18 protein-coding genes and 1 pseudogene are annotated in these 21,353 nt (G+C 58.4%); 5 read left to right on the forward strand and 14 right to left on the reverse strand.

Annotation, left to right across the window (positions count from 1 at the left end; translation table 11 throughout):
* Positions 1 to 69: 69 nt before the first annotated feature.
* The 5 genes and pseudogenes from AC1DWM_RS02900 to AC1DWM_RS02920 all read right to left on the reverse strand — a co-directional run bounded on the left by AC1DWM_RS02900 (position 70) and on the right by AC1DWM_RS02920 (position 4,228).
* Positions 70 to 1,299, reverse strand: coding sequence for a nucleoside recognition domain-containing protein (locus tag AC1DWM_RS02900; RefSeq protein WP_223518878.1), 1,230 nt, complete (start codon positions 1,297 to 1,299; stop codon positions 70 to 72).
* 221 nt (positions 1,300 to 1,520) lie between these two features.
* Positions 1,521 to 2,852, reverse strand: coding sequence for a glutamate/aspartate:proton symporter GltP (gene gltP / locus AC1DWM_RS02905; RefSeq protein ID WP_223518880.1), 1,332 nt, complete (start codon positions 2,850 to 2,852; stop codon positions 1,521 to 1,523).
* A 736-nt stretch (positions 2,853 to 3,588) separates the two neighbouring features.
* Positions 3,589 to 3,690, reverse strand: a pseudogene (locus tag AC1DWM_RS02910) (inhibitor of vertebrate lysozyme family protein); the annotation flags it as partial.
* Positions 3,691 to 3,692: 2 nt separating this feature from the next.
* The gene (locus tag AC1DWM_RS02915; RefSeq protein ID WP_003177151.1) at positions 3,693 to 3,857 is read right to left on the reverse strand and encodes a DUF1328 domain-containing protein; all 165 of its coding nucleotides are present in this window, start codon (positions 3,855 to 3,857) and stop codon (positions 3,693 to 3,695) included.
* An 83-nt stretch (positions 3,858 to 3,940) separates the two neighbouring features.
* On the reverse strand, positions 3,941 to 4,228 hold the full coding sequence (locus AC1DWM_RS02920) for a hypothetical protein (RefSeq protein WP_223518882.1): 288 nt from the start codon (positions 4,226 to 4,228) through the stop codon (positions 3,941 to 3,943).
* Positions 4,229 to 4,669: 441 nt separating this feature from the next.
* On the opposite strand from AC1DWM_RS02920, the gene algB reads away from it, so the two are divergent.
* Both algB and AC1DWM_RS02930 read left to right on the forward strand, forming a co-directional pair.
* Positions 4,670 to 6,016: a sigma-54-dependent response regulator transcription factor AlgB gene (gene algB / locus AC1DWM_RS02925; RefSeq protein ID WP_223518884.1), complete on the forward strand. Its 1,347-nt coding sequence runs from the start codon at positions 4,670 to 4,672 to the stop codon at positions 6,014 to 6,016.
* A 10-nt stretch (positions 6,017 to 6,026) separates the two neighbouring features.
* Positions 6,027 to 7,817: a KinB sensor domain-containing domain gene (locus AC1DWM_RS02930; protein ID WP_223518886.1), complete on the forward strand. Its 1,791-nt coding sequence runs from the start codon at positions 6,027 to 6,029 to the stop codon at positions 7,815 to 7,817.
* A 7-nt stretch (positions 7,818 to 7,824) separates the two neighbouring features.
* On the opposite strand, the gene AC1DWM_RS02935 is transcribed toward AC1DWM_RS02930, so the two are convergent.
* The 7 genes from AC1DWM_RS02935 to AC1DWM_RS02965 form a co-directional block, all read right to left on the reverse strand.
* The gene (locus AC1DWM_RS02935) at positions 7,825 to 9,438 is read right to left on the reverse strand and encodes an EAL domain-containing protein (RefSeq protein ID WP_223518888.1); all 1,614 of its coding nucleotides are present in this window, start codon (positions 9,436 to 9,438) and stop codon (positions 7,825 to 7,827) included.
* A gap of 75 nt (positions 9,439 to 9,513) precedes the next feature.
* Positions 9,514 to 10,293: an N-acetylmuramoyl-L-alanine amidase gene (locus AC1DWM_RS02940; RefSeq protein WP_223518890.1), complete on the reverse strand. Its 780-nt coding sequence runs from the start codon at positions 10,291 to 10,293 to the stop codon at positions 9,514 to 9,516.
* Between the two features lie 104 nt (positions 10,294 to 10,397).
* Positions 10,398 to 12,359: a GGDEF domain-containing protein gene (locus tag AC1DWM_RS02945; protein ID WP_223518892.1), complete on the reverse strand. Its 1,962-nt coding sequence runs from the start codon at positions 12,357 to 12,359 to the stop codon at positions 10,398 to 10,400.
* Positions 12,356 to 13,234 (reverse strand): endonuclease/exonuclease/phosphatase family protein, encoded by an 879-nt coding sequence (locus tag AC1DWM_RS02950; protein ID WP_223518894.1) that lies wholly within the window; start codon positions 13,232 to 13,234, stop codon positions 12,356 to 12,358. The genes AC1DWM_RS02945 and AC1DWM_RS02950 overlap by 4 nt, the downstream gene beginning before the upstream one ends.
* Before the next feature lie 14 nt (positions 13,235 to 13,248).
* Positions 13,249 to 13,890, reverse strand: coding sequence for a thiol:disulfide interchange protein DsbA/DsbL (locus tag AC1DWM_RS02955; protein WP_223518896.1), 642 nt, complete (start codon positions 13,888 to 13,890; stop codon positions 13,249 to 13,251).
* 200 nt (positions 13,891 to 14,090) lie between these two features.
* A complete protein-coding gene (locus AC1DWM_RS02960) occupies positions 14,091 to 14,702 on the reverse strand; it encodes a c-type cytochrome (protein WP_223518897.1) in 612 nt (203 codons plus the stop codon).
* Positions 14,703 to 14,748: 46 nt separating this feature from the next.
* Complete coding sequence (locus tag AC1DWM_RS02965) at positions 14,749 to 15,039, reverse strand: c-type cytochrome (RefSeq protein WP_046031055.1); 291 nt, start codon at positions 15,037 to 15,039, stop codon at positions 14,749 to 14,751.
* 191 nt (positions 15,040 to 15,230) lie between these two features.
* Here AC1DWM_RS02965 and yihA point away from each other — a divergent pair, with 191 nt between their 5' ends.
* Positions 15,231 to 15,872, forward strand: coding sequence for a ribosome biogenesis GTP-binding protein YihA/YsxC (gene yihA, locus AC1DWM_RS02970; protein ID WP_223518900.1), 642 nt, complete (start codon positions 15,231 to 15,233; stop codon positions 15,870 to 15,872).
* Positions 15,873 to 16,172: 300 nt separating this feature from the next.
* Here the strand turns inward: yihA and polA are convergent, their stop codons facing one another.
* Entirely contained in the window at positions 16,173 to 18,944 is a 2,772-nt protein-coding gene (gene polA, locus AC1DWM_RS02975; protein ID WP_477794590.1) for a DNA polymerase I, read from the reverse strand.
* 74 nt (positions 18,945 to 19,018) lie between these two features.
* Here polA and AC1DWM_RS02980 point away from each other — a divergent pair, with 74 nt between their 5' ends.
* Positions 19,019 to 19,309 carry a DUF2782 domain-containing protein gene (locus AC1DWM_RS02980; RefSeq protein ID WP_223518904.1) on the forward strand — a complete coding sequence of 97 codons (291 nt, stop codon included), beginning with the start codon at positions 19,019 to 19,021 and terminating at the stop codon, positions 19,307 to 19,309.
* Positions 19,310 to 19,366: 57 nt separating this feature from the next.
* Positions 19,367 to 20,317, forward strand: a complete 951-nt coding sequence (locus tag AC1DWM_RS02985) for a homoserine kinase (protein WP_477794591.1) — start codon at positions 19,367 to 19,369, stop codon at positions 20,315 to 20,317.
* A gap of 89 nt (positions 20,318 to 20,406) precedes the next feature.
* Here the strand turns inward: AC1DWM_RS02985 and AC1DWM_RS02990 are convergent, their stop codons facing one another.
* A complete protein-coding gene (locus AC1DWM_RS02990) occupies positions 20,407 to 21,327 on the reverse strand; it encodes a zinc ABC transporter substrate-binding protein (RefSeq protein WP_477794592.1) in 921 nt (306 codons plus the stop codon).
* Positions 21,328 to 21,353: the final 26 nt, after the last annotated feature.

The following is a 21,353-nucleotide window of genomic DNA, read 5'->3' on the forward strand; positions in this document are numbered from 1 at the left end:
GGGCGTTCGCGGGATGTGCGCATGACCTCGTACCGTAGGAGCAAGGCTTGCCCGCGATAAATTTTGGTTTCACCCGAAGAACCAGTAGCAAACCCCGATGGCGCCAAGAACGCCGGCCAGCTCAGCCAGCAACGCACACCCCACCGCATGCCGCGCGCGCTGGATGCCCACCGCGCCGAAGTACACCGCCAGTACATAGAACGTGGTTTCGGTGCTGCCCTGAACCGTGGCCGCCACCAGCGCCGGGAAGCTGTCGACGCCGGAGGTCTTCATGGTTTCAATCAGCATCGCCCGCGCGGCGCTGCCGGAGAACGGTTTGACCATGGCCGTCGGCAACGCGTCGACGAAGCGTGTGTCCCAACCGGCCCACTCCACCAGGTGCCGAATTCCGTCCAGACCGAAGTCCAACGCGCCGGATGCCCGCAGCACGCCCACCGCGCAGAGCATCGCCACCAGGTATGGCAACAGGTTTTTGGCCACGTCGAAGCCTTCTTTGGCGCCTTCGACGAATGCTTCGTAGACCTTCACTTTGCGCAATGCGCCGATGATCAGAAACAGCATGATCAGCCCGAACAGCGTCACGTTGCCGAGGATTGATGAAAGACCGGCCAGAGCGGTGGCTGAGAGCGTCGCCAGCAGCGCCATGAAACCACCGAGGGCGAGGGCGCCGGGAATCATATACGCCAGCACCACCGGGTCCCAGATGCGCAGGCGCTGCATGAACGCGACCGACAGAAAGCCGACGATGGTCGAGCAACTGGTGGCCAGCAGGATGGGCAGGAACACCAGCGTCGGGTCGGGTGCGCCTTGCTGGGCGCGGTACATGAAGATCGTCACTGGCAGCAGGGTCAGGGAGGACGCGTTGAGCACCAGGAACAGGATCTGCGCGTTACTGGCCACGGTGGCACTGGGATTGAGCTCTTGCAGTGCCTTCATCGCCTTGAGGCCGATCGGTGTGGCGGCGTTGTCCAGGCCCAGGCCGTTGGCGGCGAAGTTCAGCGTGATCAGGCCGATGGCCGGGTGACCGGGCGGCACTTCAGGCATCAGGCGCAGGAACAACGGCCCCAGCGCTTTGGCCAGCCACTCGACGATCCCGGCTTTCTCGGCAATCCGCAGAAAGCCCAGCCACAGGGTCAGGGTGCCGAACAGCAGGACCATGACCTCGACCGACAATTTGGCCATGGCGAAAATGCTCTCCACCATCGCCGCGAAGATCCCGGCGTTGCCGCCGATCAGCCATTGCGCCAGCGCCGAAACGGCAGCCACGATGAAGAAGCCAAGCCACAGGCCATTAAGCATCAGTCAAATCCCCCGGAAGATGCGGCGAATGATAGCGGGGTAGCCAGAAACGACAAACCCCGGATTTCTCCGGGGTTTGTTTGTGTGGCTTGCTCGGGTCACTGTGGGAGCCAGCCTGCTGGCGATGAGGCCGGCAAATTCAACATCTCTGTTGTTTGATACACCGCTATCGCCAGCAGGCTGGCTCCCACATAAAAGCCAGACGCCACAGGGTTACGCTATTAGTTCTTGGAAACTTCGCCAGCCGGCAGCTTTTCCTTGCTGCGCCAGTGCGGCAGGGAGTTCCAGTAGCGCTGACCCTTGGCGTCGTCGTACATGCCTTCCCAACGCGCGATGACCAGCACGGCGAGGGCGTTACCGATCACGTTCAGCGCGGTACGGGCCATGTCCATGATGCGGTCGACACCGGCGATGAACGCCAGGCCTTCCAACGGAATACCAACGCTGCCCAAAGTGGCCAGCAACACCACGAAGGACACGCCCGGTACGCCGGCGATGCCTTTGGAGGTAACCATCAGCGTCAGCACCAGCAGCAACTGCTGGCTGATGGACAGGTCGATGCCGTACAGCTGGGCAATGAAGATGGCCGCGATGCTCTGGTACAGGGTCGAACCGTCAAGGTTGAACGAATAGCCGGTCGGCACCACGAAGCTGCAAATGGCTTTCGGCGCGCCATAGGCTTCCATCTTCTCGATCACGCGCGGCAGCACGGTTTCAGAGCTTGCAGTGGAGTAGGCCAGTACCAGCTCATCCTTGAAGATGCGGATCAGCTTGATTACCGAGAAGCCGAACAGGCGAGCGATCAGGCCCAGCACCACAAAGGCAAAGAAAGCGATGGCGAAGTACACCAGCACCACCAGCTTGGCCAGCGGCAGCAGCGAGGCGAAACCGAAGTTGGCTACGGTCACCGCGATCAGTGCAAACACGCCGATCGGGGCGTAGTTCATGATCATGTGGGTGACTTTGAACATGCTTTCCGACACGCCCTGGAACATCTTCACCAGCGGCTCGCGCAGGTCCGATTGCAGGCTCGACAGACCGAGGCCGAACAACACGGAGAAGAAGATGATCGGCAGCATCTCGCCGCGGACCATGGCCGCGAAGATGTTCGACGGGATCAGGTTGAGGATGGTTTCGACGAACGCGTGTTCATGCTGAACCTCGGCAGCGGTGGCCTGGTACTTGGAGATATCCACGGTACCGAGGGTGCTCATGTCGATGCCGCTGCCCGGATGGAACAGGTTGGCCAGCACCAGACCCACCAGAATGGCAATGGTGGTGACAATCTCGAAGTAGATGATGGTCTTCAGACCGATGCGACCGAGTTTCTTTGCGTCGCCAACGCCAGCAATGCCAACGATCAGCGAGGAGATGACGATCGGGATCACGATCATCTTGATCAGACGGATAAAGATATCGCCTGCTGGTTGCAGGACGTTGCTGATCCACCAGGCTTTTTCGGCACTGAAATGGTTGAGCAGCGCACCGATTGCAATCCCCAATACCAGACCGATGACGATCTGCCAGGCGAGGCTAAGCTTTGCCTTCTTCATATCTTTACCCTTACTTGCGTTTGACTCAGGCAGAGGCAGTCACTGAAACGCTTGTGGCGAAAAAGTGTGTGCATCTGCCCCCGTATAAGGAGCCCCGGAGCGCTTGTTATGGCTCTCTGGCAGGCGAAAAAAGGCGCAACTATTCCCATGCAAGGGGGCGACGTCTAATGCCGTAAACGCCTACCCTATGCCGAATCGGCATGAACTTTTCTAAATGAAACTGGCGTCCCAACGGGTTTAATACGACATTTCGGCAGCTATAAGTACCGTGAACCGGCCATTTCAGCGGCGGTCCGGGTATTTTTCGCGCGAGCGAATCAAGGCTAAAACTTCAGAAAAAACCTACGTTTAGCGGCGAAAAATCGCTGCCATGTGCAGGCATCTTCTCGATATACGGTCGCAAAGAAACACCGCGAAATGCTTTTGCGGGGATTGAGCAGAAGTAGCATAGGGGTAAATGAGCGGTGCACTCACGGATGCTGCTTTTAGCGAGTGAAGCTCTTCGCAAATTCGCCGAGCCCCGATGGCCCGGCGAACATGCGTCGCAGCTTTTGTCTGACCCGGCCCTTGCGCAGGCACTCCCTGTACCCGTAGGTCACTCCGACCCTGTAACAGTCAGAACGTCCCGGCCCCATGGTCATGCGCCTACCTTCCTCGGGTAGCGCAGTAGAAAGAAGCATGGTGCTTCCTTCATATGACGAATTCAGTACCAGTTCGGATATTTCTTGAGTTATTCCACCAGCAAGCTCTGCAGCATCTGGCCGTCATTGGCCGCCATCGCCATGGCACTACCGCCCGGAAGCAGGGCGGCTGCCAGTGTCTTAAACAGAACGCTCATGTTCAGCCTCGACCGCGACGGCCAAAGAAGAAGGAAGCGATGAACATCACCAGGAACACGACAAAGAGAATCTTGGCGATACCCGTGGCGGTGCCCGCGATACCACCGAAGCCCAGTACTGCAGCGATGATGGCAATGATCAAGAATGTGATTGCCCAGCTCAACATGGTGATTCTCCTTACGCTTCATTATTTAGAGGTGTCACTTGTGGTGCTTGTCCCGGCGCAGGGAGCACGCCAAGTTCGGTTAACTAAAACACCCAGCGCTCCTGACGCGGCATCTCATCCAGTGGCTGAGCCTGGTCGACTTCCATCATCCGCATGGGAGCGATGTCGGCCAGGTTGCTGCTGGCGGCGCTGAAGTGGGTTTGGGTTGGATGTTGAATCGATACGTGCGGCGCCTCTGGCTGCTGGCGCTGTTCCCAGCGAAGGATCTGTTGGCCGGCGATCAACGTGATCAGCATTGCCAGCACAGCAAACAAGCCTTGCTGGATATGCAGTGGCGAGATACGCAGTTGGGCGGCTTGGTAGCGATTCATCCTGAAGCTCCTCCCACTTTGGTGGTGATCTTGTTAGAGGGCGTCGTGTAGGAAATGCCCTGATTACCCAGACCATTGCAGCCTGCATGCCAGTTTTTTTGATCGTATAAAAGTTAATAAAATCAATTTGTTATAGATAGGTTGGAAATCGTTTGCGACGCATCCTGCACGATGACTCCTCCACGGTCGTGCGAAATGCACGATAAATTCGTGGGTGGTTTTAATATTTTTGAATTGAGTGGCGGGCGCAGATGTCAGAAAGGGAGGCGAGCAATCGCTTAAATCACGATGTATAGATAAAAAACCTGTCGATTCAGTGGATTAGGCAGCGCAGTAGCAGATAGCTACCCGACTGGTACGGGAATGGATCAGAATCGACCATGCAACTTGCCCGATTTATCCGGGACTAACCAAGATCAACCTTAAAAGGAGCGCAGGAACATGGAATCAGACACGGTGCATCAAGGCCGCATTCTGTTGGTGGACGATGAGTCCGCTATCCTGCGAACCTTCCGCTATTGCCTCGAAGACGAAGGCTATAGCGTCTCCACCGCGAACAGCGCGGCACAGGCCGACGCCTTGTTGCAGCGTCAGGTGTTCGATCTGTGCTTCCTTGATTTGCGTCTGGGTGAGGACAATGGTCTGGATGTGCTGGCGCAAATGCGCATCCAGGCACCTTGGATGCGTGTGGTGATCGTCACCGCGCACTCGGCCGTGGACACTGCTGTCGATGCAATTCAGGCAGGGGCCGCCGACTACCTCGTCAAGCCGTGCAGCCCCGATCAATTGCGTCTGGCCACCGCCAAGCAGTTGGAACTGCGGCAACTGTCCGCTCGCCTGGAAGCCCTTGAAGGTGAAGTGCGTAAACCCAAGGATGGTCTGGACTCCCACAGCCCGGCCATGAAAGTGGTACTCGAAACCGCCCGCCAAGTCGCCAGTACCGATGCCAACATTCTGATTCTGGGCGAGTCTGGCACCGGTAAAGGTGAACTGTCCCAGGCCATTCACGGCTGGAGCAAGCGTCAGAAGAAGTCCTGCGTCACGATCAATTGTCCGTCCCTGACTGCCGAACTCATGGAAAGCGAACTCTTCGGTCACAGTCGTGGCGCCTTCACCGGTGCCAGCGAAAGCACACTCGGGCGGGTCAATCAGGCTGACGGAGGAACGTTGTTTCTCGACGAGATCGGCGATTTTCCACTGACATTACAGCCAAAATTGCTGCGGTTCATTCAGGACAAGGAATACGAGCGGGTCGGTGATCCAGTGACCCGCCGCGCCGATGTGCGCATTCTCGCGGCGACGAACCTGAACCTTGAAGACATGGTGCGGGACGGCCGATTCCGCGAAGATTTGCTCTATCGCCTGAACGTCATCACCTTGCACCTGCCACCGCTGCGCGAACGCCGTGAAGATATCCTCAACCTGGCTGACCGTTTCCTGGCCCGGTTCGTCAAGGAGTACGCGCGCCCGGCCCGGGCCTTCAGCGATGAAGCCCGTGAGGCGCTACTGGGTTATCGCTGGCCCGGCAACATTCGCGAGCTGCGTAACGTGGTGGAGCGGGCGAGCATTATTTGTCCGCAGGAACGGGTCGAAATCAGCCACTTGGGCATGGCCGAAACCCCGGTTAACAACGCGCCGCGCATTGGCGCGGCGTTGAGCCTGGATGAATTGGAAAAAGCCCACATCGGTGCAGTACTCGCCACGGCGGATACACTGGATCAGGCGGCAAAGACCTTGGGCATTGATGCCTCGACCCTGTACCGCAAACGCAAGCAATACAACTTGTGAGCTGTAATCGATGAAACTGGCGATGAAGCTGCGTACTCGGCTGTTCCTGAGTATTTCCGCGCTGATCACCGTGGCACTGCTCGGGCTCTTGCTCGGGCTGGTCAGCGTGATGCAGATGGCCGGCTCCCAGGAAGCGCTCGTTCGCAACAACTTCGCCACCCTCGACCTGGGGCTGAAACTGCGTCAGACCCTGGGCGACCAATTGATGGTCATGGTCAGCGAGAAGCCGGATCCCGCCAAGTTCGAATCGGCCAGGCAACACTACATCCAGTTGCTCGATGAAGGCATCGCCCTCGAACAATCCGGCAATGGCGACCCGCACGGGTTCAAACAAGCCAAGGATGACTATCTGGATTTTCTTCAAGCCTACGGCCAGGCCTCTGATCCGGCCAAGGTATTGAGTGGCAACGAAACACTCACGGAAAAATTCAACACGTTGCGCAACGGTCTGCTCGCGGAACACAAGCGTGCGCTGGATGACATCAATAGCACCGAGCGCCAGTCGCGGGAGCGCGCGTTGCTGGTGGCTGGCCTGCTGGGGTTGGTGGGGTTGGCGGTGCTGATCATTGGATTTGTGACTGCCCACGCGATTGCCCGACGTTTTGGTGAGCCGATCGAAGCCTTGGCCCAGGCTGCCGATAATATTGGCCAAGGCAATTTTGAGGTGACCCTGCCGATTTCGTCTGCCATGGAACTGAACCTGCTGACCAAGCGCTTCGGGATCATGGCCGAGGCACTACGCGAGCACCAGGCCACCAACATCGACGAACTGCTCGCCGGTCAACAACGCCTGCAAGCCGTGCTCGACAGCATCGACGACGGTTTGTTGATGATCGATCGTGAAGGCCATCTTGAACACCTCAATCCTGTGGCTCAGCGCCAATTGGGTTGGGACATTGATCGCCTGGGCCAAGGCTTGGGCGCAGCCCTTGAACGTCCAGAACTGGATGAACAGCTGCAACTGGTGTTGCGCGGCGGCACGCTGGAGCGTGCGCCGGAAGACTTGAGTATCGAGGTTGATGGTGAGTCGAGGTTGCTGACCTACAGCCTGACGCCGGTCATCCATACCCAAGGTCAAATTCTTGGCGCGGTGATGGTGTTACATGACGTGACCGAACAGCGCGCGTTCGAACGGGTGCGCAGCGAGTTTGTCTTGCGGGCGTCCCATGAATTGCGAACGCCAGTCACCGGCATGCACATGGCTTTCGGCCTGTTCCGCGAGCGGGCGCAATTCCCACAGGATTCCCGCGAAGCCGACCTGCTGGATACCGTCAATGAAGAAATGCAGCGCTTGATGCAGTTGATCAACGACTTGCTGAATTTCTCTCGCTACCAGAACGGATTGCAGAAACTGTCCCTGGCCCCATGTTCCATCGAGGATCTGCTGGCGCAGGCCCATGCCCGCTTTGCCGAGGCTGCGACGGAGCAGGGCATCGAATTGCGGGTAGAAGTGCAAGGGCCGCTGCCCCGGTTGCAGGCCGATCAACCGCAACTGGACCGAGTGCTCGATAACCTGATCGACAACGCTTTGCGCCATACCTCGCGGGAAGGGCTGATTCGGTTGCAGGCCCGTCGCCATGGCGAGCGGGTGATTATCAGTGTCGAGGACAACGGCGAAGGGATTGCCTATGGTCAGCAAGGGCGAATCTTCGAGCCCTTTGTCCAGGTCGGCCGCAAGAAAGGCGGTGCCGGGCTGGGTTTGGCACTGTGCAAGGAAATCGTGCAGCTGCACGGTGGGCGGATGGGCGTTTATTCACGGCCGGGGGAGGGTACGCAGTTCTACATGGCGCTGGCGGTGTAAGCCGCTTTCACGCCTCGTCACTCATGCGCCGACTCGTCTTTCGACGGCCGCGGGTAATCAGTTCGATGAACTGTACGGAGCTCAAGGCATGGGCGAATAGCCAGCCCTGACCGAACTTCACCCCTTCGCTGCATAGAAACGCTGCCTGCGCTTCATGTTCGATGCCTTCGGCGATCACTTTGAGTTGTAGCGCTTGTGCCATGTGAATGATGTGCGGTGCTACGCCGCTACTGGCGGCGTCATGGCCCAGTGCGTCGATAAATGCCTTGTCGATCTTCAGGCAATCCACCGGCAGGGTTTGCAGGTAGGCGAGGCTGCAATAGCCGGTGCCAAAGTCATCGATCAGCACTTGGTGCCCGACATCGCGCAACGCTTGCAGGTTTTCCCTGGCCACCACGACATCAATCAATCCCCGCTCCGTTACCTCGAAGGCAATCTGCTGTGCGGCGACCCGGTGCAGCGTCAGCAGGCGGGCCATCACCTGACCGATACGCGGCACCATCACATCGCACGCAGCAAGGTTTACCGAGATATACAGCTGCGGGTTGGCGCGTAGCAGTTGCCCCAGTTGTTCGAGCAGCCGTTGCAGTACGAAATCGGTCATCTGCCGGATCTGGCCGGTGTTTTCCGCCATGGGGATAAACAGGTCGGGGCTGGTCAATGTGCCGTCTGGCCTTCGCCAGCGCAGCAACGCTTCGGCACCGACACAGTTGCGGCTGTCGAGATCGAAGATCGGTTGATACAACACTTGAAGCTCGCCTCGCCGTATGGCGCCGTGCAGTTCGGCGTCCAGCGACTGGCGCTGACGCACCAGCAGAAACACCAGAAAACCAACAATAACGCCCAGCACCAGACTGGCAGGAAGCAGCCACCACCACACCGCCGGCACGTGCATGACTGTGCGCGGTGTGATCAATACCAATTGGTATTCCGGATTGTTGGTCGGCATGTGGTAAATCAAACGGTTTTGCGTGACTTGCAGTGCTTCGCGGCTTTTGGGGGCCCAAGATTCCGCCGGTGGCCAGGATTGGGCTGCACCCAGGACTGGAATGGCGCGAGTGCCGTGGTCCAGCACCACCAGCAGGCTGCTTCCGGGCGTCAAGTCGACCATGTCGGTCAAATGTCCGCGAGACGTCGCCACCCGGAAATTTCCCCTTCCAAGCATCAGCGCAGCGCGGTTTTCATCGGGTTCGGTGGTGGTGTTCAGCCAATAGCTGTAGGTGGGGCCTTTGATGTCGGGAGGTCGCAGCAGCGAAAGCCCTTCCTGGCGAGGTCGGTTGGTGCACAAGCGTGAATCATCGACGTAAGCCGCTTCGTAAACGAAGCGGTAATTGAAGCTGACCTGTTGCAAGGTTGCGATCAATTCGGTATCGCAGCCTCGGAGCGGCTGGGCTTCGAGGTCGTCGAGACTTTCGCGCAGCTGCCCGAACAGCTGTTCCAGGCGGGCGAGGAAACGCTCGCCCTGAGCGTTCATTTCTTGGCTTTCGTTCTGTTCAACCTGATGCATCGCCACGAACAGACTGCCGACGATCAATAACGTCGCGCTCAGGGCAGCCGCCAACATCGCCAAAAACCAGGGGCGATAGAACCAGCTACGGAGTGTCTCGCGAGCTACAGTCATTATTAATATCCGAAGGATTACCAATGAGTTATAGCTGCTGATTGGGAAAAAGCTCTTACCGTCGGACGGGCGCCATTATTTTGTCTGATTCAGGACCTGCAGGAGCGCAGCCGTTTCAGCGTCTGGCGTGCCGTCGAAGCGGGAAGGGCGGAAGTGCATCTGAAAAGCCGCCAAAACATGGCGCGTCGCTACGTCCAGTTCACCGGTTTGTGGCGTGTCATAACCCAGTTTGGCCAGTTGTCCCTGAAACCAGCTGATGCTCGGCAATTGCGCTGCGAATTGGGCTTGCTGACGCGCCACGGCTTGCTCGTTCGGCCAGACCCCTATGCCTTCGGCGGCCAGGCGTTTCCAGGGGAACAGCGGACCGGGGTCGAGCTTGCGCGTTGGCGCGATGTCACTATGGCCGATGATGGCGCGAGGATGGATGTTGTAACGCTTGCTGATGTCTTTGAGCAGGACGATCAACGATTGCACCTGATCTTCACTGTAGGGGTACCAGACGCGTCCTGTGGGAGTGTCTTTGAAGCCCGGGTTGACGATTTCGATACCGATGGAGCTGGAGTTCAGCCAAGTCCTGCCTTGCCATTCGCTTTCGCCCGCGTGCCAGGAGCGAAAATTCTCGTCCATCAGCTTATAGATGGTGGCGCCCTTGTCGTCACCAATCAGGTAATGACTGCTGACTTCGCCATGGGTCAACAACTGCAGTGAGCGCTCCAGCGAGGCGTTGGTGTAATGCAACACCACGAACTGGATGCGACTGTCGTAATTGGTCGAAGGGTGGCTGGTGTCGATACGGGGGCCGCTGGCACAACCGGCCAACAGCAGCAGAGACGCAATGAGAGCAAAATATTTCATGGCAGGAGGCAGTGCACGCGAGACTATAATGCAACAGTGTAACGTACTGCTTTGAGTGTCGACGGCAAATGCTCTGTTTTAAACAAAATGGAACAAAATGGCCGTTAACCGGCCTCCACCCGATTGCGCCCGGCGTTTTTAGCGCGATACAGTGCCTGATCGGCTCTTTTGAGTGCCATATCGGTATGTTCGCCGGGTTTTAGCGCCGTAAGACCCATGGAAATAGTGATGGTTACGCGCTCACCTTTAAAGTGGAAAGGGCAGGCCTCGATCGAGGCGCGCAAGGTTTCCAGCAGTTTTGCGCCGACTGCCGGCACCGTGCAGGGCATCAGGAGCACAAACTCCTCACCACCAAATCGCGCGATGAAATCGGTGTCGCGCAGGCGCTTGCGCAGTACGTTGGCGATGATTTTCAGCACCTTGTCGCCTGCCAGGTGGCCATAGTTGTCATTGATACTTTTGAAGTGATCGAGATCGAGCATGGCCAGCAACAGGGTATTGCCGTGCCGCTGCCATTGACTGACTTCGTGATCCAGGCGTTCGCTCCAGGCGGCTCGATTGGGCAGGCCGGTGAGCGGATCAATCAGCGCTTTCTGCCGCTGCTCTTCAAGGTGTTCACGATAACCCAGCGCTTCCTGCTCCATGTGTGCCACCCGTTCAGCCAGACTGTGTAACCGTGCGGCTACCGCTTGTTCACGCTCGTCACGCTGCTTCTTGTGGTGATCCATGGTGCCCAGCAGGCCTTCAAGATGGTTCTCCAGGACGAGCTTGAGGTCGTCCAGGTCCGCCGCTTCCTGCATGCTGCTGTGCAAGCCGTCGACCTGTTCGCGGATCTGCGTATCCATCTGGCGCGCCGCAGAGCGGCTGTCGGCGTGGCCTTCGCTGGCAGCCTGCAAGTTACTCTGGAAGGACTCCAGGCGTTCATTGAGTTGCTGTAAATAGGCTTCGAATTCATGCTGGCCGCTGTCGTTTATCGCCAGCATCAAGGTCGCTAGATCGTCGAGGATCGGAATCAATTCATACCAGTTCAAACCATTTTGCAGGCGATCACGCATCGCTTCGGCTTGTGGTCGGTGGCGTTCCGGTAATGTCAGATCGTCGAGCAGGCCCAGCAGTGTGTCTTCGATGTGTTTGGCAACCGAGCTGTATGACGGCTCCGGCGAGTCGGGCAAGGCGTAGAGAAGGGGCTCTGGTTCGCGGTGCTCAGGATCAATAGTCGTGAATGCCGGGGTCAGCTCATCAGGATTGATTGCCGGTTGAATCAGCGTGGCGGGTGCGAGGAAGGGAGGGGTGGGCTCTTCCGGGTGTTCATTGTCCGACGCTGTTTGTGGTTCCGGAATTGGCGCACAGACAGCGATTGCCTCAAGGGCGGTCGTGACGAGCGCCGCCACTTCACAGGCGGTGGCCGCTGGCAGTGTGACTGACGGCCGGTCCTCATTCGGTGCGTGATCGACATGCGCAATCTCGGCAGCCGGTTCCACAGGCTGCGCAGCCGTTGTGTGAACGGCAGGAGCGGCGACCTGTAGCACTTCCTCGTCAGCTTCGCGGCTGCCGAACAGTCTCTGCAGAAAACCGGGCCGCTCGGGCTCCGCGGGGTTCTCCAACTGACTCAAGGCATCGCCTTGCAGGCCGCTCAGTTCGCTGAGCAGCAACGGAATTTCGCGAGCCTGACTGACTCTTCCCTCGAGCTTTTTGGCAAAGCTCTTGAGCGGCCGGCTCACTTCCCGGGGCAGCGGCAATGATTGCAGTTGCGCGACCAGCGCAGTCAGTGCGGCGCTGGTCTGATTGATTCGGGTTTCCCGGCGCTTCTCGGAATCGAGCACGGCTTTTTCGAGTCGCGGCAGCAGGGCGGCCAAGCCGGCGTCCATGTCATCGGTGCGCACGACGTCGCGCATTTCTTTCATGCATTGGTCGACGGCGAGGTCAGTTCCCTCCGCAGCCAGCGTGCTGCGCACCAACCCACGGCGCAGCAGGTCGAGCCGGGCGTCCCAGCGACGTTCAAGCTTTTCCTGTTGTTCGATGCTTTGGAGGTATTTCTCTTTCCAGCGCTGTGTTTCGTCGCTCATTCATGGGGTCCGCGAGGGGCAGGGCTCAACGCGGGTAATGCATCTGCCGTGAGCGAACCCGGCAGACGAATCTCTACCGCGACCGGCAGGTGATCGGAAATGGGCTGTGCCAAGACCTCGACCTTTTCAAGGGTCAGCGTCGGGCTCAGTAGAATATGGTCCAGGCAGCGCTGTGGGCGCCAACTGGGGAAAGTCGCTTCCAATTGAGGCGCGAGCAAGCCGAGGTCACGCAACGGGGAGTTTTGCAGCAAGTCACTGGCATGGGTATTCATGTCGCCCATCAGTACCTGGTGTTTATAACCGCCGATCAACTCGCGGATGTAGGCAAGTTGCAGGCTGCGCACGCGAGCGCCCAGCGCCAGATGCATCATGACCACCACCAACGCCTCCGGACCTTCGCCGAAGCGCACCAGAATCGCTCCGCGACCCTTGGGGCCCGGAAGCGGGTGATCTTCAATGACCCACGGGCGCAATCGGCTGAGCACGCCATTGCTGTGTTGGCCGAGGCGACCGAGGTTGCGATTGAGTTGTTGATACCAGTAGGGGAAGGCACCGAGTTGCGCCAGGTGTTCGACTTGATTGACGTAGCCTGATCGCAGGCTGCCGCCATCGGCTTCCTGCAAGGCGACCAGATCGAAGTCGCCCAGCAGGTTGCCGATCTTTTGCAGGTTGTCGGCACGCCCGGTGTGCGGCAACACGTGTTGCCAGCCTCGGGTCAGATAATGCCGATACCGCTCGGTACTGATGCCGACCTGGATATTAAAACTGAGCAAGCGCAGACGACTGTCTGCGGGCAAGCCCGTCGACTCCAGGTGATGTTCGTTGACCCGTGGATCATGCAGGCCAACAACGCGTTCAGTTCCCCAGCGGCGCATGGCAGTCGCTTCGCTTAGTTGGCGGCAGCCTTGTTAGCCGCTCGCTCTTTATCGACCAGTGTATCGGCCAGTTTCAGGGCTTGCTCGGCACCGCCGGCAGAACCCACGTCAAAGCGATATTTGCCGTTGACGATCATGGTCGGTACGCCAGAGATTTCGTACTTCTTCGCAAGTTCTTTGGCTTTGTTGATCTGGCCCTTGATGGCGAAGGAGTTGAAGGTGGCCAGGAACTTGTCCTTGTCGACGCCCTGAGTGGCCAGGAACTCTGCCATATCTTCTGGATCAGTCAGTTTCTTGTGTTCTTTCTGGATTGCTTCGAACACCGCTGCGTGGACCTTGTGCTCGACGCCCATGGCTTCAAGGGTCAGGAACATTTGGCCGTGTGCGTCCCATGGGCCGCCGAACATGGCTGGAATACGCACGAAGTTCACGTCGGACGGCAGCTTCTCGACCCAAGGATTGATCACCGGTTCGAACGCGTAGCAGTGCGGGCAGCCATACCAGAACAGTTCCACGACTTCGATCTTGCCAGGCACGGCGACCGGAACCGGATTGGTCAGTTCGACATAAGGGGCGGCGGGGGCTTCGGCGGCTTGGGCAGTCATGCCGAACAGGCTGGCAGCGACGAGTGCGGCGCTGATGATCAGATTACGCATGCTTTACTCCTGGACAATTTTGGTCGCCTCGCGCGACCTGTTTTCAGACAGGTCTTGGCGGGCTTGAGTTCTGTAGTGTAACGGCAGCGGCCACAAAAAAGGGCGGCCTAAGCCACCCTTTTTATACTTGCTGCGACGGATTAATCGAGCGTTAACATTGCAAGAGATGTTCATCGCTCGCTACGCTCGATCAACCGGCCTTAGTGCAGGCCTTGAATGTAACTGGACACGGCGGCGATATCTTCGTCGCTCAGCTTTTTAGCGATGGTCTGCATGGTTTTTGCATCGCCATCGTTGGTACGTCCACCTTCTTCCTTACGGAAATCGGTCAGTTGCTTGGCGACGTATTGAGCGTGCTGGCCGCCCAGGTGCGGGAAGCCGGCAGCTGGGTTACCCACGCCATTGGGCGAGTGGCAACCAGTGCAGGCTGGCAGGCCCTTGGCCAGGTCGCCGCCACGGAACAAGGCTTCACCGCGAGCCACGATTTTAGGGTCGGCTGCGCCAACACTGCCGTTTTGTTTGGCGAAGTAGGCAGCGATATCAGCCAGATCCTGATCGCTCAGGTTGGTCAGCAGGCCGGTCATTTCCAGAACAGTGCGCTTACCCGACTTGATGTCGTGCAGCTGTTTGGTCAGGTAGCGCTCACCCTGACCTGCCAGTTTTGGAAAGTTAGGCGCCATGCTGTTGCCATCCGGGCCATGACAGGCGCCACATACTGCGGCTTTCGCCTGACCAGCAGTCGCATCACCTGCAGCATGGGCAATGCCGGAGATCCCCACGGTCAACAGCAGACTCACGATCAATTTGTTCATCAGCTAATCCAACTACGGCTAAGGGTTAAAGAGTTATGGACCGGGATCACTCGCTCATCCACTGGATGATTGCCTGGTAATCCTCGGCACTGCAGTCCATGCACAAACCACGCGGCGGCATCGCCTTGAAACCCTGGGTCACGTGTTGCACCAGCGTCTCCATACCTTTCGCCAACCTCGGCGTCCAAGCTTCCTGATCGCCCTTTTGAGGGGCCATGGGTAGTTGGCCGGAATGACAGGCACCACAAACACGGTTGTACACAGCTTCCGGATCCTGTGTAGCCTGAGCGCTGTAAAGCGGTATCAAGACACCGGCAGCTAGCAGCCATTTCGTCATAAAACGACCTTTTCAGGGTTGAGAGCGTTCTGCGTTCTAATGCGCAATCATGGTCAATCGCTCTCGTGAACTTCATCCTTCGCTGGGACAAAGCGCACACAAAATCTGCGGCATTATATACTGGCGTCACTGAAACGGAAACGACACCGCTTGCCGCGTCCATTCCCGGCGCCGCCCACATCGGAAATCCCATGCAACTCAAGAATCCCATCCTCGGCCTGTGCCAACAGTCCACCTTCATGCTCAGCGCTGCCAAAGTCGACCAATGCCCGGACGATGAAGGCTTTGAAGTGGCCTTCGCCGGCCGTTCCAACGCCGGCAAGTCCAGTGCGCTGAACACCCTGACGCACGCCAGTCTTGCGCGAACCTCGAAAACCCCGGGGCGTACGCAGCTCTTGAACTTCTTCAAGCTAGACGATGATCGTCGTCTGGTCGACCTTCCGGGTTACGGTTATGCAAAAGTTCCTATCCCGTTGAAGCTGCACTGGCAGCGTCACCTGGAAGCGTATCTGGGTGGTCGCGAGAGTTTGAAAGGTCTGATTTTGATGATGGACATCCGTCATCCAATGACCGACTTCGACTTGTTGATGCTCGATTGGGCTGTCGCCAGCGGCATGCCGATGCATATTTTGCTGACCAAAGCCGACAAGTTGACGTACGGCGCGGCGAAAAACGTCCTGCTCAAAGTTCAGGCAGATATCCGTAAGGGTTGGGGGGATGCCGTCAGTATTCAGCTGTTTTCGGCGCCAAAACGCCTCGGTCTGGAAGACGCCTACACTGTGCTGGCGGGCTGGATGGAGCTGGCGGACAAGGGTTGCGAAGCTGCTGAGTAAGGCCATTGAGGCAAATGGCAGGCAAAAAAAACCCCGGACTTCTATGGGGAGGGGGAAGTTCCGGGGCTCAAGTTCCGGACCGCTAGGGCGGGGTCCAGATTATCTGCCAACACTTAACACAACATAGGAGCATCGAAGGGCTTCACCAGCCATTCAGTAACTCTGAGTGGCGGTTGACGGGTTTAGTTCCGAAGAAGTTCCAAATCCATTGGAAATAAGTCCAAATATTTTTCGATATAAAGCGCTCCGCGTTTTCTGCTGCGGCGCTATGCCACAGCAGAAAACGCCTGTTCAGACGGCTCAGTGCGCCTCATCCCAGTTATTTCCCACCCCAACCTCTACCAGAAGCGGCACATCCAGCTTCGCGGCGTCGCTCATGTGGATGCGAATTTCTTCACGAACCTGATCGACCAAATCTTCACGCACTTCGAGAACCAATTCATCGTGCACCTGCAGGATGACTTTGGCGTCGAGGCCTGACGAAGTCAGCCAGTTATCCACAGCCACCATGGCTTTCTTGATGATGTCCGCCGCGGTGCCTTGCATCGGGGCGTTGATCGCTGTGCGTTCGGCACCTTTGCGCAGGGCCGGGTTTTTCGCGTTGATTTCCGGCAGGTACAGTCGGCGACCGAAAATCGTCTCAACAAAACCTTGCTCGGCAGCTTGGGCGCGAGTGCGCTCCATGTATTGCAGCACGCCTGGGTATCGGGCGAAATAACGGTCGATGTACGCTTGAGACTGCTTGCGATCCACACCGATCTGCTTGGCCAGGCCGAACGCGCTCATGCCGTAGATCAAGCCGAAGTTGATCGCTTTGGCGCTACGACGCTGATCAGTGGTCACATCCGCCAGTTCAACGCCGAAGACTTCGGCCGCGGTGGCTTTATGCACGTCCAGATCATTGCGGAAGGCGTGCAGCAACCCTTCGTCCTTGGCCAGATGGGCCATGATCCGCAGTTCAATCTGCGAGTAGTCCGCCGCCAGCAATTTGTAACCTGTGGGTGCAACAAACGCCTGACGAATGCGACGGCCTTCTGCGGTGCGGATCGGAATGTTCTGCAGGTTCGGATCGCTGGACGACAAACGCCCTGTTGCTGCGACGGCTTGATGATAGGAAGTGTGAATCCGTCCGGTGCRCGGGTTGATCTGTTCCGGCAGGCGATCGGTGTAGGTGCTTTTCAGCTTGCTCATCGAGCGGTACTGCATCAGCACTTTGGGCAGCGGGAAATCCTGCTCGGCCAGTTCCGCCAGTACGGCTTCGGCGGTGGAGGCCTGGCCCTTGGCCGTTTTGCTGAGCACCGGCAGGCCGAGTTTTTCGTACAGGATAACGCCCAGTTGCTTGGGCGAGCCGAGGTTGAATTCTTCGCCGGCGATGGCGAACGCCTCACGCTCCAGAGCGATCATCTTCTCGCCCAGTTCCACGCTCTGAATGCCCAGTAGGTTGGCATCGACTAGCGCACCCTGGCGTTCAATCCGCGCCAGCACCGGCACCAGCGGCATTTCGATTTCACTGAGGACTTTGCTGAGGCTCGGGATGGCATTGAGCTTTTCCTGCAACGTCTGGTGCAGGCGCAGGGTCACGTCGGCGTCTTCGGCGGCGTAAGGCCCGGCCAGTTCCAGCGAAATCTGGTCGAACGTCAACTGTTTGGCGCCTTTGCCGGCGATGTCCTGGAAGCTGGTAGTGGTGTGATTCAGGTACTTGAGCGCCAGGCTGTCCATGTCGTGGCGGGTCGCGGTTGAGTCCAGCACGTAGGATTCGAGCATGGTGTCGAAAGCGATGCCCCGCACGGTGATGCCGCAACTCTGATCACCGCCGATGGCGCAGTTGGCCAGGATATTCATGTCGAACTTGGCGTGCTGGCCAACCTTGAGCTTGTTCGGGTCTTCCAGAATCGGTTTCAGTGCGCGAAGCACGGTGTCGCGGTCCAGCTGATCCGGCACGCCCATGTAGGAATGGGTCAGCGGGATGTAGGCAGCTTCGTTGGCTTGTACCGCGAACGACAGGCCGACCAGTTGCGCCTGCTGCGCATCAATGCCGGTGGTTTCGGTATCGAAGGCGATCAGCTTGGCGTCGTTGAGCTTCTTCAGCCACAGGTCGAAATCAGCCTGGGTGAGGATTGTTGTGTATTTGAGCTCGGCCTCGACGGCGGCTTCTTCAACCACTGGCGCGGTCACTTCCTGGCCGGAGCGTTTGGCGTCGCGCTGGTTCTCTTCGAACCAGCTCTTGAACTCCAGCAAGGTGTACAGCTCGGCGAGCTTGTCGTGATCCGGTTTGCCCATTTGCAAGTCATCGAGGCCGATGTCCAGCGGCACGTCGATCTTGATGGTTGCCAGTTGGTAGGAGAGGAACGCCATCTCCTTGTGCTCTTCGAGCTTGGCCGGCAGGGTTTTCGCGCCGCGAATCGGCAGGGTCGGGACGATGTCGAGCTGTGCATACAGCTCGGTCAGGCCGCCGTTCACACCCACCAACAGGCCGGAAGCGGTCTTCGGGCCAATACCCGGAACGCCCGGGATGTTGTCGGAAGAGTCGCCCATGAGTGCCAGATAATCGATGATCTGCTCGGGAGCGACGCCGAATTTCTCCTTCACGCCCTCCACGTCCATGCTGCTACCGGTCATGGTGTTGACCAAGGTAATGTGGCCGTCGACCAGTTGTGCCATGTCTTTGTCGCCGGTGGAGATGATCACCGGGCGATCCGCCGCCGCACTGCTGCGGGCCAGGGTGCCGATCACGTCATCGGCCTCGACGCCTTCGACGCACAGCAGCGGGAAGCCCAGGGCGATCACGCTCTGGTGCAGTGGTTCGATTTGCACGCGCATGTCATCGGGCATGCTCGGACGGTTGGCCTTGTATTCGGCGTACATGTCATCGCGAAATGTCCCACCCTTGGCGTCGAACACCACGGCGAACGGACTGTCCGGGTACTGCTTGCGCAGACTCTTGAGCATGTTCAACACGCCCTTGACCGCACCGGTCGGCAGGCCTTTGGACGTGGTCAGCGGTGGCAGCGCGTGAAAGGCGCGGTACAGGTAAGAAGAACCGTCCACCAGGACGAGGGGGGCTTGGCTCATGAGCAGGATCAACCTTTTCGGCGGGTCCGGCGCTAGAATAGCGGGACCGTTGACGACAAAGGGACAAGGTTATCATGCGCACACTAAATCGCCTGTTGCTGGCTGGCTTGTTTGCAACTGTTCCATTGGCCGTCATGGCGGCGGACGATGCGCCGACACCGGAACCGGAAGTGACGATCCGCACGGAAGGGGACAAGGTCATTCAGGAGTATCGTCAAAACGGTTTCCTGTATGCCATCAAAGTCACGCCCAAAGGCGGCAAGCCGTATTTCCTGGTACGCGCAGATGGTACAGAGGCAAACTACATCCGCTCGGATCAGCCGGATATGCTGATTCCGGCGTGGGAAATTTTCACCTGGAAGTAGTTTCTTAATTTCAATCGGCGCTGGCTCACGAGCGGCGCCCGTACTGGCAGTTTAAACATGTCTGTGTTCACCCCCCTGGCTCGGCCCGAGCTGGAAACTTTTCTCGCCCCTTATGGCCTCGGCCGCCTGCTTGATTTCCAGGGGATTGCTGCCGGTAGCGAAAACACCAATTTCTTTATCAGTCTGGAGCAGGGCGAGTTCGTCCTGACCCTGGTTGAGCGCGGTCCGGTCGATGAAATGCCGTTCTTCATTGAACTGCTCGACGTCCTGCATGAGGCCGATTTGCCAGTGCCTTACGCCCTGCGCACCATCGACGGCGTTGCCCTGCGCGAACTGGCCGGCAAGCCTGCACTGCTGCAACCGCGACTGGCCGGCAAGCACATCAAGCAGGCCAACGCGCAGCACTGCGCGCAGGTCGGCGAGTTGCTTGCACACCTGCATCTGGCGACCCAGGCCAACATGATCAAGCGTAAAACCGATCGTGGTCTGGACTGGATGCTGGAGGAAGGCACGCAGTTTCTTTCTCATCTGAATGCCGAGCAAAGCGATTTGCTGAAACGGGCGCTGGATGAAATCGCCGAGCAGAAGGTAAAAATTCTGGCGTTGCCGCGCGCCAACATCCACGCCGACCTGTTCCGCGATAACGCGATGTTCGAAGGCACGCACCTGACCGGGTTGATCGACTTCTACAACGCCTGTTCGGGGCCGATGCTCTACGACGTGGCGATTGCCTTGAACGACTGGTGTTCGGACGAAGACGGGTTGATCGATGGACCGCGAGCGCGAGCATTGCTGGGGGCTTATGCGGCGTTGCGTCCGTTCACGGCGGTTGAAGCCGAACTGTGGCCGACGATGCTGCGCGTGGCGTGCGTGCGGTTTTGGTTGTCACGGTTGATTGCTGCAGAGTCTTTTGCCGGGCAGGACGTGTTGATTCACGACCCGATGGAGTTTCAGTTGCGGTTGGCACAGCGGCAGAAGGTCAGCACACCGCTGCCTTTCGCCCTTTAAAAGCTTCGCGAGCAGGCTCGCTCCCACAGGTTTACGGTGATCCATGTGGGAGCGAGCCTGCTCGCGATTGAGGCGAAGCCGAACAAAGTCTAGAGCGACTCCAGACACCCCGCCAAATCATTCCCCAACTTCTCCAGTACCTGCTCATACCCCTGAGCGGTCGCCGGTGTATATCCGCCCAGCGCATCCAGTTCCGCCAGTTTCACCGGCAGACCCGTTACTAACGTTTCCGCCAGGCGCGGACGTAATGGCGGCTCACTGAACACGCACGTCTTGCCGACTTCCTGCAACCGCGCGCGCATCGCCGCGACGTGCTGGGCACCGGGCTGTACTTCGGCGGCGACGCTGAATACGCCAGTATGCTTAAGGCCATAGGCGTCTTCGAAGTAGTCGAAGGCTTCGTGGAACACGAAGTACGGCTTGTCTGCGATCCCCGCCAGCCGCGCCTTCAAGCGCTGGTCCAGCGCGTCCAGTCGCTCATTGAACGCCTTGAGGTTGCTCTGATAGCGCGGCGCATTGTCCGGGTCGGCAGCGCTCAGGTCGGCGGCCATTTTTGCAGCGATCACTCGGGCATTAGCCGGTGACAACCACAAATGCGCGTCCAGACTGCCAGGGCGATGATCGTGGTCATGCTCATCAGCATCTTCGGCGTGGGAGTGACTGTCTTCGGCGAAGCGACGCAATTTCAGCCCCGGCAAATCCTGCACGGCGACGCTCGGCAGCGTACGACCATTCAGCACGCGCGGCAGGAAGCCCTCCATGTCCGGYCCGATCCAGTACACCAGATCGACCGATTGCACCTTTCGTACGTCGGAAGGGCGCAAGGCATAGCTATGCGGCGAAGTGCCAGGTGGCAGCAACACTTCCGGAACCGCTACGCCATCCTGCACCGCAGCGGCAATCAACTGCAGGGGTTTGATGCTGGTGAGGACTTTGACTTCGGCATGCGCCGAACCGATCAGCAAAAAACTTGCGATAAATGCGACAAAAAAAGAAAAAAGTCGGGACACGATGACCACTCGAAGAGGCGAGAACG

This window comes from Pseudomonas sp. P4_C8, assembly GCF_056401975.1.

Bases quoted from the DNA above. Each gene is read 5' to 3' on its own strand.
- AC1DWM_RS02955 (WP_223518896.1), bottom strand. From the start codon at position 13,890: ATGCGTAATCTGATCATCAGCGCCGCACTCGTCGCTGCCAGCCTGTTC.
- AC1DWM_RS02900 (WP_223518878.1), bottom strand. From the start codon at position 1,299: ATGCTTAATGGCCTGTGGCTTGGCTTCTTCATCGTGGCTGCCGTTTCG.
- AC1DWM_RS02940 (WP_223518890.1), bottom strand. From the start codon at position 10,293: ATGAAATATTTTGCTCTCATTGCGTCTCTGCTGCTGTTGGCCGGTTGT.
- AC1DWM_RS02985 (WP_477794591.1), top strand. From the start codon at position 19,367: ATGTCTGTGTTCACCCCCCTGGCTCGGCCCGAGCTGGAAACTTTTCTC.
- gltP (WP_223518880.1), bottom strand. From the start codon at position 2,852: ATGAAGAAGGCAAAGCTTAGCCTCGCCTGGCAGATCGTCATCGGTCTG.
- AC1DWM_RS02935 (WP_223518888.1), bottom strand. From the start codon at position 9,438: ATGACTGTAGCTCGCGAGACACTCCGTAGCTGGTTCTATCGCCCCTGG.
- AC1DWM_RS02945 (WP_223518892.1), bottom strand. From the start codon at position 12,359: ATGAGCGACGAAACACAGCGCTGGAAAGAGAAATACCTCCAAAGCATC.
- algB (WP_223518884.1), top strand. From the start codon at position 4,670: ATGGAATCAGACACGGTGCATCAAGGCCGCATTCTGTTGGTGGACGAT.
- AC1DWM_RS02915 (WP_003177151.1), bottom strand. From the start codon at position 3,857: ATGTTGAGCTGGGCAATCACATTCTTGATCATTGCCATCATCGCTGCA.
- AC1DWM_RS02930 (WP_223518886.1), top strand. From the start codon at position 6,027: ATGAAACTGGCGATGAAGCTGCGTACTCGGCTGTTCCTGAGTATTTCC.
- AC1DWM_RS02950 (WP_223518894.1), bottom strand. From the start codon at position 13,234: ATGCGCCGCTGGGGAACTGAACGCGTTGTTGGCCTGCATGATCCACGG.
- AC1DWM_RS02965 (WP_046031055.1), bottom strand. From the start codon at position 15,039: ATGACGAAATGGCTGCTAGCTGCCGGTGTCTTGATACCGCTTTACAGC.
- AC1DWM_RS02960 (WP_223518897.1), bottom strand. From the start codon at position 14,702: ATGAACAAATTGATCGTGAGTCTGCTGTTGACCGTGGGGATCTCCGGC.
- yihA (WP_223518900.1), top strand. From the start codon at position 15,231: ATGCAACTCAAGAATCCCATCCTCGGCCTGTGCCAACAGTCCACCTTC.
- AC1DWM_RS02980 (WP_223518904.1), top strand. From the start codon at position 19,019: ATGCGCACACTAAATCGCCTGTTGCTGGCTGGCTTGTTTGCAACTGTT.
- AC1DWM_RS02920 (WP_223518882.1), bottom strand. From the start codon at position 4,228: ATGAATCGCTACCAAGCCGCCCAACTGCGTATCTCGCCACTGCATATC.